Origin of the sequence: Streptomyces sp. NPDC021012 (assembly GCF_044333355.1) — a bacterium.
In the GTDB taxonomy this organism is placed as follows: domain Bacteria; phylum Actinomycetota; class Actinomycetes; order Streptomycetales; family Streptomycetaceae; genus Streptomyces.
Genome location: NZ_JBIRQU010000014.1, coordinates 22532 through 39974, shown reverse-complemented (window position 1 = coordinate 39974; position 17443 = coordinate 22532). Strand labels below are relative to the sequence as shown.

The 17443-nt window shown below is 71.4% G+C and carries 9 protein-coding genes; 8 read left to right on the top strand and 1 reads right to left on the bottom strand.

Features of this window, described 5'->3' with window-relative positions; translation table 11 throughout:
- Positions 1-25: 25 nt before the first annotated feature.
- From ACH4TP_RS33210 to ACH4TP_RS33185, 6 genes are all read left to right on the top strand, one after another.
- Positions 26-2749, top strand: a complete 2724-nt coding sequence (locus ACH4TP_RS33210; protein WP_398440046.1) for a non-ribosomal peptide synthetase — start codon at positions 26-28, stop codon at positions 2747-2749.
- Entirely contained in the window at positions 2742-3491 is a 750-nt protein-coding gene (locus tag ACH4TP_RS33205) for a 4'-phosphopantetheinyl transferase family protein (RefSeq protein WP_398440045.1), read from the top strand. The genes ACH4TP_RS33210 and ACH4TP_RS33205 overlap by 8 nt, the downstream gene beginning before the upstream one ends.
- Positions 3492-3524: 33 nt before the next feature.
- On the top strand, positions 3525-5417 hold the full coding sequence (locus ACH4TP_RS33200; protein ID WP_398440044.1) for a 2-oxoacid:acceptor oxidoreductase subunit alpha: 1893 nt from the start codon (positions 3525-3527) through the stop codon (positions 5415-5417).
- Positions 5410-6462 carry a 2-oxoacid:ferredoxin oxidoreductase subunit beta gene (locus tag ACH4TP_RS33195; protein WP_398440043.1) on the top strand — a complete coding sequence of 351 codons (1053 nt, stop codon included), beginning with the start codon at positions 5410-5412 and terminating at the stop codon, positions 6460-6462. Before ACH4TP_RS33200 ends, ACH4TP_RS33195 begins: the two co-directional genes overlap by 8 nt.
- On the top strand, positions 6455-7582 hold the full coding sequence (locus ACH4TP_RS33190; RefSeq protein WP_398440042.1) for a threonine aldolase family protein: 1128 nt from the start codon (positions 6455-6457) through the stop codon (positions 7580-7582). The genes ACH4TP_RS33195 and ACH4TP_RS33190 overlap by 8 nt, the downstream gene beginning before the upstream one ends.
- Positions 7583-7747: 165 nt before the next feature.
- A complete protein-coding gene (locus ACH4TP_RS33185) occupies positions 7748-9430 on the top strand; it encodes a hypothetical protein (protein ID WP_398440041.1) in 1683 nt (560 codons plus the stop codon).
- Between the two features lie 7 nt (positions 9431-9437).
- Here the strand turns inward: ACH4TP_RS33185 and ACH4TP_RS33180 are convergent, their stop codons facing one another.
- A complete protein-coding gene (locus tag ACH4TP_RS33180) occupies positions 9438-11345 on the bottom strand; it encodes an ATP-binding protein (RefSeq protein WP_398440040.1) in 1908 nt (635 codons plus the stop codon).
- Positions 11346-12352: 1007 nt separating this feature from the next.
- On the opposite strand from ACH4TP_RS33180, the gene ACH4TP_RS33175 reads away from it, so the two are divergent.
- Both ACH4TP_RS33175 and ACH4TP_RS33170 read left to right on the top strand, forming a co-directional pair.
- Positions 12353-16780: a DNRLRE domain-containing protein gene (locus ACH4TP_RS33175; protein ID WP_398440039.1), complete on the top strand. Its 4428-nt coding sequence runs from the start codon at positions 12353-12355 to the stop codon at positions 16778-16780.
- A gap of 169 nt (positions 16781-16949) precedes the next feature.
- A complete protein-coding gene (locus ACH4TP_RS33170) occupies positions 16950-17438 on the top strand; it encodes a SigE family RNA polymerase sigma factor (protein WP_398186002.1) in 489 nt (162 codons plus the stop codon).
- Positions 17439-17443: the final 5 nt, after the last annotated feature.

The following is a 17443-nucleotide window of genomic DNA, read 5'->3' as shown; positions in this document are numbered from 1 at the left end:
GTGTGAGAGAGAAGGAGGACGCCCCATGGAGGGTGAGCAGTGCCATGCCGTACGGGTCCGGCTGAGCGGTTCGGTGAGCGACGCCGAGCTGACCGCCCGGCTGGGCGCGGCGGGCCCGTGGCGGCTGTGGGTGGAGGAGCTCGCGGCCGGCTCGGACGAGCCGGAGGCCCGCCGCCGCCGGGACGCCGAACTGAACCGGCCGACGGCCGCCGTGCGCTGCGTCCTGCTGCGCTACCGGGACGGTCGCGCGGACCTGGTCCTGGTCGCCGACCGCGCGGTGCTCGACCGGGCCGGTCTCGACGCCCTGGCGGGCGCGCTGGTCACGGGGGCGGCCCCCGGCCCCCTGTCCGGCTCGTCCGTACGCGCCCCCGCCGCGGCCCCGGCCCCGGACTGGGGCGGCGGGACCCGCTCCGCCACCACCTGGGAGACCCGCTGCCACGACCTGCCCGAGGACCTGCCGGGCACGGCGGACCCGGCCGTGCTGCTCGCCGCCCTCGCCCTGACCCTGCACCGCTACGAGGGACACGGCGCCACCGGTGACGTCACCGTCGCCAGCGACCGGCGCGGCGCCCTCGCCCACGCGATCCCCGGCGACGTCCCGCTCGCCGCGCTGCGTGCCGCCGTACCGGTGCCGTCGGAGCGCCCGGTGACCGCGGGCCTGATCGAGCCCGCGACCCCGGCCCCGGAGGCGTACGCGGAGGAGTACCTGCCCTGCCTGGCGCCGCCGTTCCCGCTGACCCTCGCCGTGCTCCCGCGCGCGGCGGAGGGCGGGGAGCGGGCCGGCAGCAGGCTCTGGGCCGCCTACCGCCGCAGCCACCTCTCCCCCGAGATCGTCGAGGGGCTGCTGCGGCACCTGGCGCACGTCCTGCGCCAGTTCGCCGAGACCCCGGAGATCACCGCCGACGACGTCGAGCTCCTCGACGCCGCCGAGCGCGAGCGGGTGGCGGCCCTCGGGCGGCCGGACGGCGCCCTGACCGGCGTACCGGAGCGGCTCGTCGACGCCTTCGCGCGGGTGGCCGCCGCCCGCCCGGACGCTCCGGCGGTCGGCGACGGGACGACCTCCCTCACCTACCGCGAGCTCGACCGGCGGGCCGACCGGCTGGCCCGGGGCCTGGTGGCGCACGGGGTGACCCCGGGCGACCGGGTCGGCATCTGCCTGGAGCGGACCACCGAACTCGTCGTGGCCATGCTCGGCGTGCTCAAGACGGGTGCGGCGTACGTGCCCACGGACCCGGCCTACCCGGCCGACCGGCTCGCCCACACGGCGCGGGACGCCGGCCTCGACCTGGTGATCACCCGGCTCGCGGAGTACCCCGCCGAGGCGGGCACCCCCGTCACCCCCGACGCCCTGCTCGCCTCGGGCGACGCGCCAGGCACCGCCGAACCGGCGGGCGCCGCGGGCCCCGACGACCCGGCGTACGTCATCTACACCTCGGGCTCCACCGGCCGCCCCAAGGGCGTCGTCGTGCCGCACCGCAACGTCGTCGCGCTCATCGACGCGACCCGCGACGAGTACGGTCTCGGCCCGGCCGACGTGTGGTCCTTCTTCCACTCCGGCGCGTTCGACTTCTCCGTCTGGGAGATCTGGGGCTGCCTGCTGACCGGCGGACGGCTCGTGGTCGTGCCGTACCTCGTCTCCCGCGAACCCGGGGAGTTCGGCGATCTCCTTGAGCGCGAGCGGGTCACCGTCCTCAGCCAGACGCCCTCCGCCTTCTCCCAGCTCCTGGAGACGGACCACGCCCGCCTCGCCGTCCGGCTGGTCGTCTTCGGCGGCGAGCCGCTGGACGCCCGCATGTTGCTGCGCTGGTTCGACCGGCACCCCGAGGACGAGTGCCGCATGGTCAACATGTTCGGCATCACCGAGACCACCGTGCACGTCACCGCGCAGACCCTGACCCGGGAACTGGCCCTCGCCGGCTCGAAGTCCGTCGGCCCGGCGCTGCCCGGCTGGCACCTGTACGTGGCGGACGCGCGCGGCCGGCTCGTCCCGCCCGGCGTCACCGGAGAGATCCGCGTCGGCGGCGCGGGCGTCGCCCTCGGCTACCTCGGCCAACCCGAGCTCACCGCCGCCCGGTTCACACCCGACCCGTTCGCTGCCGACCCGTTCGCGGCAGCCCCGGACACCCGCCAGTACCACAGCGGCGACCTCGGCCGACTGCGCCCCGACGGCACCCTCGAACACCTGGGACGCATCGACAGCCAGGTGAAGATCCGCGGCTTCCGCATCGAGCTCGACGAGATCCGTTCCGTCCTCCTGGAGGACCCGGACGTCCGCGCGGCCGCCGTGGTCGTACGCCGCGAGGACCCGGCCGACCCCGCCACCGCCCGCCTCGACGCCTACGTCGTCCCGGCCGACCTGGACACCGTCGGAGTGCGCAAGCGGGCCGCGACCGTCCTGCCCGGCTACATGCTCCCCGCGACCGTCACCGCGCTCGACTCCCTGCCGCTGACCACCAACGGCAAGCTCGACGCCACCCGCCTGCCGGAACCCGCCCGAACCGCCCCCGCCACCGCACCGGCCTCCACCGGGGAGCAGGGAACCGCCGCGGTCCTCCAGGAGATCTGGTCGACCGTACTGGGCACGCCGGTCGGACTCGACGACGACTTCTTCGAGCTCGGCGGCAACTCCCTCCTCGCGGTCCGGATCAGCGCCGCACTGCGCAACCGCGGACTGCCGGCCGTACCGCTGCGGGACCTGTTCCGCACGCCCACCATCCGCGAGCTCGCCGGGACCGGCGACGATGCCTGAGCTCGCGTACGCCCCCTCGCCCGCGTGTGCCCCCTTCCAGCACCACTACCGCGCCCTCGACGACACGCCCCCGGAGCCGGGCCCGCCCCTGCGGGGCGAGGACGTGGCCCTGTGGTGGCTGGACACCGACCGGGAGATCGTGGGCGGCCACCCGGTGGTGGCCGAGCAAGCACCGCTGAGCACGGCGGAACGCGAGCGTTCCGCCCGCCTCCGCCGCCCCGGCGACCGCCACCGCTACCGGGCCGCGCACATCGGCCTCCGCCTCGTCCTGAGCGGCTACACCGGACTCGCACCCGAATCGGTGGACCTCGTCCGCGAGGACTGCCCCTGCTGCGGCGAACCCCACGGCCGGCCCGCCCTGGCCGGCGGCGGCCCCCACTTCTCCCTCTCGCACAGCGGCGGGCTCGCCCTGATCGCCGTATCGGGAGTCACGGTCGGCGCCGACGTCGAAGGCGTCCCCCGGCCGGACATCGCCGAAGAACTCCTGCCCTCCCTGCACCCGCGCGAGCAGCACGCCCTGCGCGCCCTGCCGGACGCTGACCGCCCCCAGGCCCTGGCCCGGGTGTGGACGCGCAAGGAGGCCTACCTGAAGGCGACGGGGGCGGGACTCGCGTACGGCGTCACCGACCCGTACGTCGGCGTGTCCGAAGTCCCCGCCGCGATCCGGGACTTCACCTTCCACGACCTGACCGCCCCCACCCCCTCGTTCGCGGCCGCCGTCGTCCTCGCCACGGCGAGCTGACCCCCTCCGCCTCCCCCACAAGGAGATTTCCCGATGCCGGTCCTCGGCAAAGAGATCCACGGCAAAGAGATCCGCAAAGAGATCCACAGACTCGACCGGGTGATCATTCGTTTCGCGGGTGACTCCGGTGACGGCATGCAGCTCACGGGTGACCGCTTCACCTCCGAGACGGCGTCCTTCGGGAACGACCTCTCCACGCTGCCGAACTTCCCCGCCGAGATCCGCGCCCCCGCCGGAACCCTGCCGGGCGTCTCCTCCTTCCAGCTCCACTTCGCCGACCACGACATCCTGACCCCCGGCGACGCCCCCAACGTCCTGGTCGCCATGAACCCCGCCGCATTGAAGGCCAACATCGCCGACGTCCCCCGCGGCGGCGAGATCATCGTCAACACCGACGAATTCGCCAAACGCGCCATGGCCAAAGTCGGCTACGCGACGTCTCCGTTGGAGGACGGGTCGCTCGACGGCTACCGGGTCCACCCCGTACCGCTGACCACCCTCACCCTGGAAGCCCTCAAGGACTTCGGCCTGTCGAGGAAGGAGGCCGAGCGCTCCAAGAACATGTTCGCCCTCGGCCTGCTGTCCTGGATGTACCACCGGCCCACCGAGGCCACCGAGGCCTTCCTGCGACAGAAGTTCGCCAAGAAGCCCCAGATCGCCGAGGCGAACATCGTCGCCTTCCGTGCCGGCTGGAACTTCGGCGAGACCACCGAGGACTTCGCCGTCTCCTACGAGGTCGCCCCCGCCACCCGCGCCTTCCCCACCGGCACCTACCGCAACATCTCCGGCAACCTCGCCCTGTCCTACGGCCTGATCGCCGCCTCCCGGCAGGCCGACCTGCCGCTGTACCTGGGCTCGTACCCGATCACGCCGGCCTCGGACATCCTGCACGAGCTGTCCAGGCACAAGAACTTCGGCGTGCGCACCTTCCAGGCCGAGGACGAGATCGCCGGCATCGGCGCCGCCCTGGGGGCCGCCTTCGGCGGCTCCCTCGCCGTCACCACCACGAGCGGCCCCGGTGTCGCGCTCAAGAGCGAGACCATCGGGCTCGCCGTCTCGCTGGAGCTGCCGCTGCTGATCGTCGACATCCAGCGCGGCGGCCCCTCCACCGGCCTGCCGACGAAGACCGAGCAGGCCGACCTGCTGCAGGCGATGTACGGCCGCAACGGCGAGGCGCCGGTGCCGGTCGTGGCCCCCAAGACGCCGGCGGACTGCTTCGACGCCGCGCTGGAGGCCGCCCGGATCGCGCTGACGTACCGCACCCCGGTGTTCCTGCTGTCCGACGGCTACCTGGCCAACGGCTCCGAGCCCTGGCGGATCCCCGAGGTCGAGGACCTGCCGGACCTCACCACGCCGTTCGCGACCGGCCCGAACCACACCCTCGCGGACGGCACCGAGGTGTTCTGGCCCTACCAGCGCGACCCCGAGACCCTGGCCCGCCCGTGGGCGGTGCCCGGCACCCCCGGCCTGGAACACCGCATCGGCGGCATCGAGAAACAGGACGGCACCGGCAACATCAGCTACGACCCGGCCAACCACGAGTTCATGGTCCGCACCCGCCAGGCCAAGATCGACGGCATCCAGGTCCCGGATGTGGAGGTCGACGACCCGGACGGCGCGAGCACCCTGGTGCTGGGCTGGGGCTCCACCTACGGCCCGATCACCGCGGCCGTGCGCCGTATCCGGCGCGAGGGCGGCCACATCGCCCAGACCCACCTGCGCCACCTCAACCCCTTCCCCACCAACCTCGGCGAGATCCTCAAGCGCTACGACAAGGTCGTCATCCCGGAGATGAACCTCGGCCAGCTCGCCACCCTCATCCGCGCGAAGTACCTCGTCGACGCCCGCAGCCACACCCAGGTCAACGGCATGCCGTTCAAGGCCGAACAGCTCGCGGCCGCCCTCCAGGAGGCCATCAATGAGTGAATCGCTGCTGCACCTGGTGCCCAAGGCCGAGGCCGCCCAGTCGATGAAGGACTTCAAGTCCGACCAGGAGGTCCGCTGGTGCCCCGGCTGCGGTGACTACGCCGTCCTCGCCGCCGTGCAGGGCTTCATGCCCGAACTCGGCCTGGCGAAGGAGAACATCGTCTTCGTCTCCGGCATCGGCTGTTCCTCCCGCTTCCCGTACTACATGAACACCTACGGGATGCACTCCATCCACGGCCGCGCCCCCGCCATCGCCACCGGCCTCGCGACCTCCCGCCGCGACCTGTCCGTCTGGGTCGTCACCGGCGACGGCGACGCCCTGTCCATCGGCGGCAACCACCTCATCCACGCCCTGCGCCGCAACGTCAACCTCAAGATCCTGCTCTTCAACAACCGGATCTACGGCCTCACCAAGGGCCAGTACTCCCCGACCAGCGAGCTCGGCAAGATCACCAAGTCGACGCCGATGGGCTCCCTCGACGCCCCCTTCAACCCCGTCTCCCTCGCCCTGGGAGCCGAGGCGTCGTTCGTGGCCCGCACCGTCGACTCCGACCGCAAACACCTCACCGAGGTGCTGCGCCAGGCCTCCCAGCACAACGGCACCGCGCTCGTGGAGATCTACCAGAACTGCAACATCTTCAACGACGGCGCCTTCGAAGCCCTCAAGGACAAGGACCAGGCCACCGAAGCCGTCATCCGCCTCGAACACGGACAGCCCATCCGCTTCGGCACCGACCACGGCAAGGGCGTCGTCCGCGACCCCGCCACCGGCGACCTGAAGGTCGTCGAAGTCACCCCGGACAACGAGGCACAGGTCCTCGTCCACGACGCCCACGCCACCACCCCCACCACGGCGTTCGCGCTGTCCCGGCTGGCCGACCCGGACACCCTGCACCAGACGCCCATCGGCGTCTTCCGCTCCATCGACCGGCCCGTCTACGACACCCTCATGGCCGAACAACTGGAGACGGCGGTAGAGCGCTACGGCAAGGGCGATCTGAGTGAACTCCTCATGGGCAACGACACCTGGACGCGGGATGAGTGACATGGATGCCACCGACCTGGTTGGCCGGAACTTCCTGAGTGACAACACGTTCGGCGCGTCCCCGGAAGTACTGGAAGCGGTGGCGGCGGCCTCGGCGGGGCACTCCGCTCCGTACGGTGCGGACCCCTGGAGCGAGGCCGTCCGTCACCGGCTCGCGGAGGTGTTCGAGCGGGATGTCGACGTCTTCCTGGTCTCTTCCGGTACGGCTGCCAACGGCCTCGCGCTGTCGTCTCTTTCGCGGCCGTGGGGAAGCGTTCTGTGCCACCCCGACGGCCACATCGACAACGACGAATGCGGGGCCGCCGAGTTCTTCACGGGCGGTTCCAAGGTCGTCACCGTTCCCGGCGCCGGCGGCAAGATAGACCCCGATGCCCTGCAACACGAGCTGCGGCGCCGCGCCGGTGACGTGCACAGCGTGAGGCCCTCGGTGCTGAGCATCAGTCAGGGCACGGAGTCCGGCGGCGTCTACACGCTGGAGGAGATCCGCACGCTGAGCCTGCATGCCAAGTCCGCCGGTCTCGGCGTGCACATGGACGGGGCCCGGTTCGCCAACGCCCTGAGCCGTCTCGGGGCCAGTCCGGCCGAGATGAGCTGGAAGGCCGGAATCGACGTGCTGTCGTTCGGCACCACGAAGAACGGCACGATGACCGCCGACGCGATCGTCTCCTTCCACGCCCCCGCCTCCGCCGAGCTCGCCGCCCGCGTCAAGCGCGCCGGCCAACTCCCCGCGAAGGCCCGCTTCCACGCCGCCCAGCTCGCCGCCTACCTGTCCGACGACCTGTGGCTGCGCAACGCCCGCCAGGCGAACACCCTGGCATCCCGGCTCTGGGACGGCCTGAGGAGGACGCCGGGCGTCGAACTCGGCGGCGAGCCGGGAATGAACCTGGTCTTCTGCACGCTCGCCCCGCCGGTCATCAAGGAACTCCTCTCGGAGGGGTACACCTTCTACCACGACCGCTGGGAGCCGGGCGTCGTACGCTTCGTGACCTCGTTCTCCCACTCCACCGCCGACATCGACCGACTCCTGGCCTCGATCCGCCGGTTCTGCGTCACCGAACCGACGACCAAACGCCTTCCGCGCCCTCGCGACCGATCGCTCCACCACTGCGTGCGGGACTGACATCCGCGTCACCCGTCCCGCTCTTCGACATAGGGTGTTCACGCAACGGCATCGGGCTCGTCCAGGAGGTCACGAGTGGGGCCAGAACCCCCGGCGATTCGCGTACCGGTCGGGGAGGGGTCCGACCAGTGGACGAGCCGAACGACTCAGCGGCGAGTCCTGCTGGTGGTCCACAACGTCACCTCGGCCGGCCGTCTGCTGGACCTGGTGCCGCTGTTCCACGACGACCTCCGAGTCCAGTTGCTGGTCACCTCGACGGGCTCCTCCGCGTTCCAGGCCGGCATCCGCGAGCTCTTCCACGAGCTGCAGCTGCCCGAACTGCCCTGGAGGCAGGCGCTTTCGACTCCGGTGGATCTGGCCGTCTCGGCGAGTTTCGGTGGCGAACTCGACCTGATTCAGGGCAGTTTGACCGTACTTTCCCACGGGGTTGGATACACTAAAAGACTCCGGAAGCCGGAAGCCGGAAGCCGGAAGCCGGAAGCCGGAAGCCGGAAGCCGGAAGCCGGAAGCCGGAAGCCGGAAGCCGGGCCGACGTTCGGACTGTCGCCTGAATGGCTCCTGTCCGGTGGAGAGCCGTTCGTCGACGGGCTCGTCCTCTCCCACCCCGAGCAGCTGGAACGCCTGGCGCGGGTCTGCGCGGAGGCGGTCCCCTCGGCCGTACTCGCCGGGGACCCCTGCTTCGACCGCATGCTCGCGGCGCGTCCGTACCGGGACAGGTTCCGCCGCGCGTTGGGGGTACGCCGGGGGCAGCGGCTCGTCGTCCTGAACTCGACCTGGAACCCCGAGGGGTTCTTCGGCAGCGGGGGCGGGCAGGACGTGCTGCCCGCCCTGCTGCCGAGGCTCGCCGCGGAACTGCCGACCGATGACTACCGTCTGGCCGCCATCCTCCACCCCAACATCTGGTACGGGCACGGCCCGGGCCAGATCCGGGCGTGGCTGGACCGGGCCCGGCGCGACGGGCTGACGCTGATCGACCCGGTCCACGAGTGGCGGCAGGCCCTGCTCGCCGCCGACCTCGTCCTCGGGGACTTCGGCGCGGTCTCCTACTACGCCGCCGCCCTGGGCACGCCCGTGCTCCTGGCCGCCGACGGGGCGGGCGTGCTCGATCCCGAGGCACCGCTCGCGGAGTTCGTCCGTCGTGCGCCCCGGCTCGATCCCCGCGCTCCGCTGCTTCCCCAGGTGGAGCGCGGGATCAGCGCCCCTCGTCCGGACCCCTCCCTCGCCGGGTTCGTCACCTCGGAGCCGGGGCGATCGGCCGAGCTGCTGCGCCGCCACTTCTACGCGCTGATGGACCTTCCCGAACCATCCGGGCCCGCGTCCCTGGAGCCGCTCCCGCTCCCTCCGTACCACCCGGGGAGGGTGACGTCCCCGCTGCACGTACGGACCCGTGTGGAGGAGAGGGACATCGTCGTCGAACGGTCCACCGGGCATCCCGCCGGGGCGGCCGGTGACGCGCACCTCGCCGTGCACGAGGAGACCCGGCATCCGGGCGACCTCGACGTGGCGGACGTGATCCTGCGCGACGGGTCGGCGGACGATCCCCGGCTGGGCGGCCCCGGCGCGTGGACCGCCGAGGTGCTGCGCCTGCACCCCCACTGCTCGACGGCCGTGTACGTGACGGGACCGGACACCTGCCTCGTACGCAGCCGGGGGCGGCACGGCACGTTCCACCTGTCCGCCGACACCGACACCGACACCGGCGCCGAGGCGGACGCGGACCCGGCCGCGTACGCCTCCGCCTTCCACGTCTGGCTGGCGTACGGCGGCGCGGTCCCGGAGCGCGGACTCGTACTCCGGCTGCACGGCGCCGGCGGCGTCCACCCGTTCCGCGTGGAGGCGGGTGGCTGAGCCGCCGCTACCGGGCGGTTCCTGCCTCGCACCGCCGCCGCAGACCGGCGAGGTAGGCACGGTGCGGGGCGGCGGAGGAAGGCAGCAGTGCCTCGGCCTGGGCGATCCCGGCCAGGGCCGCCGTGTCGTCGCCGGCCTCGTGGAGGGTCTCCGCCAGATCCGTGAGGGCACGGGCCTGGTTGTACGCCTCCGGTGGTGCTCCGGTGCGTCCCGCGAAGAAGTCCACGGCGCGGTTCAGGCAGCGGCGGGACTCGTCCAGCCGGTCCATGCCGCGCAGGGCCCGTCCTTGATGGCGCTTGATCAGGGCGAGGGCCCGCGGGAGATCGGCCACGCCTTCCTCGCCGGGTCCGATCCTCCGGTAGACGGACTCGGCCTCGGCGAACCTCTCGTACGCCTCCTCGTACTCCCAGCGGTTGAGGCTCAGCAGGCCCAGCAGCTCCACGGCCGACGCCTCGCCCCGCAGATGGCCGGCGGCCCGTTCGTACGTGACGGCCGCCCGGGCGGCCCGGTTCGCCCGCTCCCACCGTCCCGTCTCCCCCAGGCAGTGGGCCAGCTGGAAGTGGAGCGCCGCCGCCATCCGCTCTTCCGCGCGGCTCTCCTCGGCGCACCGCGCCGCGTCCCGGAGGGCGGGGAGCACCTCGTCCCAGTGCCCCGCCTTCAACTGCAGCGGCCACAGGGAGCGGGCCAGCCACAGGGCGGTGTCGGTCCGCCCGTGCTCCTCGGCCACGAGGACCGCCCGGGCCACGTTGGCGACCTCCGCGGCCAGGACCGCGATGCCGTCGGGGACGGATCCGGAAGCAGCCCGGTACTCCTCCGGGACCTCGGTCCGCCAGCTCTCCGGCAGGGCCGCGCGGGACGCGGGCAGCACCCGGGCGAGCAGCGCGTCGAGGACCCGGTCCACGGCATCCGCGCACTTCCCGACCCCGTACTCGGCGGTGGCGGTCTCGGCCAGCTGCCTCCTGATCTCGGGCCGGAAGCGGTACCGCAGGTCGGGCAGCGCGTCCAGCAGTCCGACGTCCACCGCCTCGTCGAGCAGCCGGGCGGCCGTCGCCTCCTGGACGTCGGCGGCGGCCGCCGCGATCGTGGCACTGACGGAGGGCCAACCGCCGAGCGCGGTGAGCCGGCACAGGCGCAGCGCCTCCGGGCCGAGCCGGAGCGACGCGAGGTGCCCGGCGGTCCGCACGGGATGTTCCGGCCATGCCCCGCTCCGGTCCTCGGACGGGGACTCGCCCTCATCCCGGAGCAGCAGCCGTGCCTCCGCGTGGAGGGCGAAGGCGTTGCCCCGGCAGCGTTCGAGCACGCCGGGCAACTGTGCCTTGACCCGGGCGGCGTACTCCGGACCGGCCACCTTCCGCACGAGCTGCTTCGCATGCCGGTCGGACAGCGGCGGTACGGCGACGCGCTCGGCCTCCAGCAGCAGCGGCGGTCCGGACACGACCACCACCAGCAGGACGTCGGGCGTCGACGGTACGAGAGCGCGGACCTGCGCCAGAGAGGTCGTGTGGTCGATCACCACGAGCGCCCTCCGCTCCGCGGTGAGCTGCCGGTACAGCCGCTCGCGGCCCTCCTCGGTGGCCGGAACCAGCTCGGGATCCACGTCCATCTCGCGCAGCAGCCGCAGCAGGACACCTGCCGAATCCGGCCCGCTCTCCCCGGACCCGGCACGCAGATCGACGTAGTACTGCCCGTCGGGGAACCGGTCACGCGTCTCCGCCGCCAACCGCAGCGCCACCGACGTGGACCCACTGCCCGCGGGCCCCGACAACAGGACCACCCGCGGCCGCCCCTCCCAGGGACGGTCGGCCTCCCGCACCAGCTGCTTGAGCACCTTCTCCTGATTGGTGAACGCCCACGGCGCCGGGGGCATCGTGCCCCGGGACGCTTCGACAGCCCCGCCCGCCACCCCCTCCAGCATCAGCGCCCACTCCCCGGCCCTCCGCGGATCACCCCCCAGCCGCGCATGCACACGCCCCGCCAACGCCCGCCGCTCCTCCGCCCCCTCCGGCAACGGCGTCTCCCGCCCCAACGTCCGCCTCACCAGCGCCCCCACCGACAACGTCAGGTTCTTCCCGATCTCCCCCGCGGCCCCGTTCCCCACCCCCAGCAAAAACGTGGTCAGCGCCCCGAGCGCCACAACCTCCAACACGTCGGCCCCTCCCCCTGCTCCCCAGCCCAACTCCTGCCGGACTGTATCGCCACGCCTCCAGATCCCGGAAACGCCCACACCCCAGTAACTCCCCCACGCCACCGGATACATGTGGCACCGATCAACCGCGAACAAACCGGTACGACAAAGGGGCGCAGCACCAAGCCACGCCCCCTCGACCAACCATCGTCACGACACACAGGCCCTGTGCCGTCCGATGTGACCCGCTACTTCACCGGCTCCAGGATGGCGACGCACTCCACGTAATGCGTCATCGGACAAGATCCGTCCCTGGTCCTCTGCAGGCTCCCCTCCGTTTACACCGCGAGGCTGAGGAACGCGGCAGGCAGGCCGAAGGAGCTCTGGGTGATACGTCGAGGCTGTCGAAGAGTGGGACTTGACGTACTGCGTACGGGCACGAAGCGTCTCGATCACGTATCACAGGAGTTGCTGGAGCCCCATGCGTGACTCGACGAACCCAGCGCGCCTCCGACGTGTGCAGAGCGCGCCGGTCTGTCTGACTACCGCAGATCGTGACGACTGCCGCTCTGATCGAGACCTGGCCCGAGCGCCCCGTCCGTGGTGGCTTGTCGCGTGCCTCGTATGGGCTTGACCACGTGTCAGTATCCATCTGATTTCGACAGCTGTAAGAGTTTAGTGGGGGGATTGTGCAACCGAAGAGAAGCAGAGCACTACCCGGTGCGCAGGGGGCGGGCAGGTGGCGACAGAATGATCGGTACACAGGTCGCATCGTCCTCGCGCTTACGGCGAGCCTGGTGGCACAGGCGTTGATGGCGCCGGGTTGGGCCGCCGACGCGGACGCCGTGGGTCTGGCCGGTTCCAGCGCCGAGGCCACCGTGCCGGAGTTGGATCCGACGGGGCCTGCGGAGGCAGCGGACGAGAACGCCGCCCGACTGCTGGCCCGATTGCAGCAGCGCCGCATCGAGGTCCTCGAGGAGCGGTCCGAGGACACGTCGGTCTTCGTGAATCCCGACGGGAGCACCACCGTCGAGGCGTACACCGGTCCGGTGCGGATCAAGAACGCCGATGGGCAGTGGGAGGACGTCAACACCGATCTGGTGGACACCGGCGCGAACCTCACGCCGGTGGCGACGCCGGCACAGGTTCAGATATCCGACGGCGGGGCCGGCGTGCTTGCCTCGGTGAAGGACGGGAAGCACCTGTTCGGGCTGAAGTGGGGGCAAGCCCTTCCTGCCCCTGAGATCAACGGGGACACGGCGACCTACGCGCTCGGTCCCGGCCAGTTGATGACAGTACAGGCGCTGCCGCAGGGCTTCGAGCAGTCGGTCGTGCTCACCGAGCGTCCCGACAGGAAGCTGGAGTACCGCTTTCCGCTGTCCTTGACAGGGCTGAAGCTGTCGCAGGCGGAGAATCGGCATCTGCTCCTGGAAAGCGCCTCCGGTGATGTGATCGCGGAAGCTTCCGCGCCGATGATGTGGGATTCGAGCATCGACCCCGCTTCCGGCGACCCCGCGCACCGGGCCGAGATCGAGACCCGCCTGGAGGCGGCCGCGGACGGCAGTACGGTTCTGGTGCTCGCACCCGACCCCGAGTTCCTCGCCTCGCCGGATGTGACCTACCCGCTGACTCTGGACCCCATCTCCACCCTGGCCGCCTCGACCGACACCTGGGTGGCGACCAACTACCCGGACTCCCAGCGCGGTTCCACCGAGCTCAAAGCCGGAACGTACGACGCCGGCACCACCGTCGCCCGCTCGTACCTGAAGTTCGACGTGTCCCGGTTCGCGGGCAAGCACATCATGGACACGAACCTCACCCTCTACTCGTACTACTCCTCCACCTGCTCCACCGGCGGTTCGGGAGTGCAGGTCCGGCGGATCACGGCCGACTGGGACCCGTCCGCCGTCACCTGGGGTGCCCAGCCGGCCACCACCACCACCGGGGCGATCACGAACAAGGCCGCTCTGGGCCACGACTCCTCCTGCCCGGCCGGCACCATGGAGTTCGACACGGACGCGATCGTGCAGGCGTGGGCCGACGGTGCCGCGAACTACGGCTTCCAGGTGCGCGGGAGCGACGAAAACGATTCGCTGACGTGGCGGCGTTTCCGTTCGGCCAACTACACCGCCGACGCGGACTCGGCCACCGAGCCGCATCTGACGGTCATCTACAACACGCCGCCGCCCGTACCCACCCTGCTCTCACCGGCGGCCGGCGCCGCGACGAGCGACACCACCCCGGCCCTTTCGGTGCAGATCACCGATGCCGACGGCGGAGACGCCTCGGGCAAGGTCGTCGGTGACGTCCAGATCTGGGCCGAGAACGGGACGGCGCCACTCCAGTCCGGCAACACCGGCTGGATTCCCAACGGCACGGCCGGAAGCTGGTCCCCGCCGACCGCGCTGCCCGCCGGCACGTACAAGTGGCGGACCCGTTCGGGCGACGGCACGGACAACAGCCCGTGGAGCGCCTTCCGCACGGTCGTCGTCGACACCGCGGCCCCCGCGGCGCCGACGGTGACGAGCGGCAGCCACCCGTCACAGTCCACCTGGTACGCCTCCAAGGACTTCACCGGATCCGTCACCGCCGGCGACACCAGCGGCATCGAGGGCTACGCGGTGCTCATCGACCGCTCCGCGACGACCTCGCCGGCGACCACGGTCACCCAGAAGGGCACCGCCGTCTCCACGGCGGGCCTCGCCGACGGCACCTGGTACGTCCACGCACGGGCCAGGGACAATGCCGGCCTGTGGTCGGCGGCGACGCACTTCGCGGTCCACGTGGACACCACCGCTCCGGGCGTCCCCCTGGCGGTCGCTTCCGGCACGCACCCGCTGGAGACGTCCGTCTACCCGTCGAAGACCGCGTCGTTCACCTGGACCGCTCCGTCCGACGCCTCCGGCGCGGCCGGATACGCCGTTGTGGTGGACCAGGCGGCGGCCACCGTACCGGCCACCACGAGCACGTACGTCACCACGACGACGTACGGTGCCACCGTCGCCGGCAACGGGACCTGGTACCTGCACGTCCGTACGCGTGACAAGGCAGGCAACTGGGGAACATCGGCGGCCCACTTCAAGTTCGCGGTCGACACGAGCCTGTCGCCGACCCCGACGATCACCTCGTCCAGCCACGCCGACCAGGGCCACGCCTACGCGAACGGATCCTTCACCGCGAACTGGACCGCTCCGGCGGCGGACACGGCCGGGTACAGCCTGACCGTGGACGGCGCCGCCGACACGACGCCCGACACCACCGTCGACACCACCGGCACGAGCTACGGCGTCACCAAGGGCGACGGCACGTGGTACCTCCACCTGCGCGCGGTGGACACCGCCGGGAACTGGGGCGCCACCACGCACTTCCGCTTCACCGTCGACACCACCGCGCCCACGGCCCCCGAGGTGTCCTCGGCCGACTTCCCCCGGGACGCGTGGGCGGCCGGCCCGGACATCGCGGGAACCTTCACCCTCGCTCCGGGCGGCTCCGACGTCTCGCTGGTGCGGTACCGCATCGACGACGAGATCGGGAACGAGGGCGACGAGGAGGGGACGCTCGGCACGGACGGCAGCCCGATCACCCTCGCCTACACCCCGGTGGGCGAAGGCGCGCACACCCTGTACGTCTCGTCCGTCGACGGCGCCGGCAACGTCTCCGCCGAACGGTCCTGGCGTTTCTTCGTGGGTACCGCGGAGATCATCTCGCTCAGCGATGCCCAGGTCGTCCGTGGCGCCGTCGAGCTCGCCGCGGTGGCTCCGTCCGATGCCACCGCGGTCACCTTCCGCTATCGCACCGGCAGTACGGGCACCTGGACCACCGTCCCCGCCTCCGACGTCGTCGGCAGCGACGGCGCGGCGGTGACATGGCCGCAGAGCATGTTCGAGGGGGTGTCCGACAAGCTGACGTGGAACATCGCGGCCGGCGTGCAGGACGGCCCGCTCGAGATCGCCGCCGAGTTCGCGGGTACCGGTGCGCTGCCCGGATCCCGGCCCACGACCGTCACGCTCGACCGGACGGCCGTCGTACCGCCGGAAGCCGACGCGCCGCTGGACGACTTCATCCGGGACGAAGGAGCCGGCCGCCTCGACCGTCAGCGCACCCTGGACGACTTCAGGGCGTGGATCAACGAACTGCCGGACGTCGAGGCGAACGGGTTCGTGGGAACGGTCCACGACGCCGATGCCCTGTCGGTCGTCCTGCTCTGGCACGGCGACTCCGCGCAGCGGACGCAGATCGCACAGGAGGCGGCCGCCCGCGGCATCACCCTGACCGTCGAACAGCGGAACCACGACACGGCCCAGTTGGACGGTGCGACGGACGCCACGCTCGCACAGGCCGAGGCGGGCACGTGGGCGGGCTTCCAGATCGCCTACATCGCCGGAGTCACGGCCGACTTCGACGGCATCGAAGTGCACGGCACCTACACCAACACGGCGGCCAACCTCGCCGTGAGCGAGCCCGGAACCAGTACCGGCACGGCGCCGATCTCTCCGGGCGAGATCAACGGCGTGCCGGTCAAGATCATTACGGATACCCAGGCGGAGACCACCGCCGCCACCCGCTCCAACGACTTCTCTCCGTTCAACGCGGGCGGGCTGATGTTCAGCCCCAGGCAAGGCTCCATCTGCTCGACGGGCTTCTCCATCAAGATCTCCGGAAAGGCCTACGTCACCACCGCGCGCCACTGCACGGCTCAGGACTACCAAGCGTTTGACGGAAGGGCCACATACGGCAGGGGTGTACGCAACGCCGGTGGTGGATCACGCGTCCTGTCCGCCAAGGGATCGGCTCTGATGTTCGACGGAGCCTGGAACAACCGGGCAGGGTACAACAAGCGCGTCGTCGGTTACGACGACCTGGGCATCGGCGACAAGGTGTGCACCAGCGGCGGCAACACCGGTGTCCACTGCAACATCAAAGTCGACAAGATGAGGGTCCGGTTCGACGACAAGACAGGGATGGGGGCCTTCGACACCATCCACGGAACCCAGATGTCGTCGAACCAGATCGCCACGATGCAGGGAGACAGTGGCGGCCCTGTGCTCACACTGGCCGGCGACGGCAAGGTGTACGCGGCGGGCATGATCCAGGGCGGTGACAAGCCCGTCCGCAGTTGCGGTCCTTCGGCCCTGACCATGGGAGCCTGCGGCAAGGGCGTGCTCTTCAGCTCGATGCGCACCGTCGTGAGGTCGATCTCCGGCGCCTCGCTGGTCACGTGGTGACCGGCCCACGTCCATGTGACCGCTGACCGACCGGACGTCCGAAGCGTGGTCCCCGGCCGCCTGAACAGGCGGCCGGGGACCACGCTCTTTCGCACTGCACAAAGTGCCCCTCGCATGACGTCTAGAGAATGAAACGCCGTCGTGGGCGGCGCGAACAAGGAGGCATCCCATCGAGACGCTTGAGGAGTTCCTCAGCGCGCACCTGCCGGAGCTCGGCCGCTTCACCGGGGCAATGACCGGAGACCCGCATCTGGCCGAGGACATACTCTCGGACGCGCTGGTCGTGGTGGTGTCGCGCTGGCGGCGGATCTCACGGGCCGAGCACCCGCTGGCCTACGTCCGCAAGATCGTGGTCAACACCTATCTGTCGGACCGCCGGAAGGCAGCGCGGCGCCGCACCGAACCCGTCCGGGAAGCGGCCGTCCTCGACCGTCCCGTGCCGGACGGCGGTGACGACCTGGTCCGCCGGGACCAGGTGGCGCGGCTCCTCGCAGCGCTGCCCCCGCGCCAAAGAGCGGCAGTCTGCCTGCACTACCTGTACGACATGGACGACCGGCAGATCGCCGATCTCATCGGCTGTACGCCGGCCACGGTCCGGTCGCACCTCTCCCAGGCCCGCGCCGCCATGCGGCTCGCGCCCACAACCGACAGGAGCTGACGAGC

What these genes read in the sequence shown, in the direction of transcription:
- ACH4TP_RS33210 (WP_398440046.1), top strand. Translation starts at nt 26, where the DNA reads ATGGAGGGTGAGCAGTGCCATGCCGTACGGGTCCGGCTGAGCGGTTCG.
- ACH4TP_RS33205 (WP_398440045.1), top strand. Translation starts at nt 2,742, where the DNA reads ATGCCTGAGCTCGCGTACGCCCCCTCGCCCGCGTGTGCCCCCTTCCAG.
- ACH4TP_RS33200 (WP_398440044.1), top strand. Translation starts at nt 3,525, where the DNA reads ATGCCGGTCCTCGGCAAAGAGATCCACGGCAAAGAGATCCGCAAAGAG.
- ACH4TP_RS33195 (WP_398440043.1), top strand. Translation starts at nt 5,410, where the DNA reads ATGAGTGAATCGCTGCTGCACCTGGTGCCCAAGGCCGAGGCCGCCCAG.
- ACH4TP_RS33190 (WP_398440042.1), top strand. Translation starts at nt 6,455, where the DNA reads ATGAGTGACATGGATGCCACCGACCTGGTTGGCCGGAACTTCCTGAGT.
- ACH4TP_RS33180 (WP_398440040.1), bottom strand. Translation starts at nt 11,345, where the DNA reads ATGCTGGAGGGGGTGGCGGGCGGGGCTGTCGAAGCGTCCCGGGGCACG.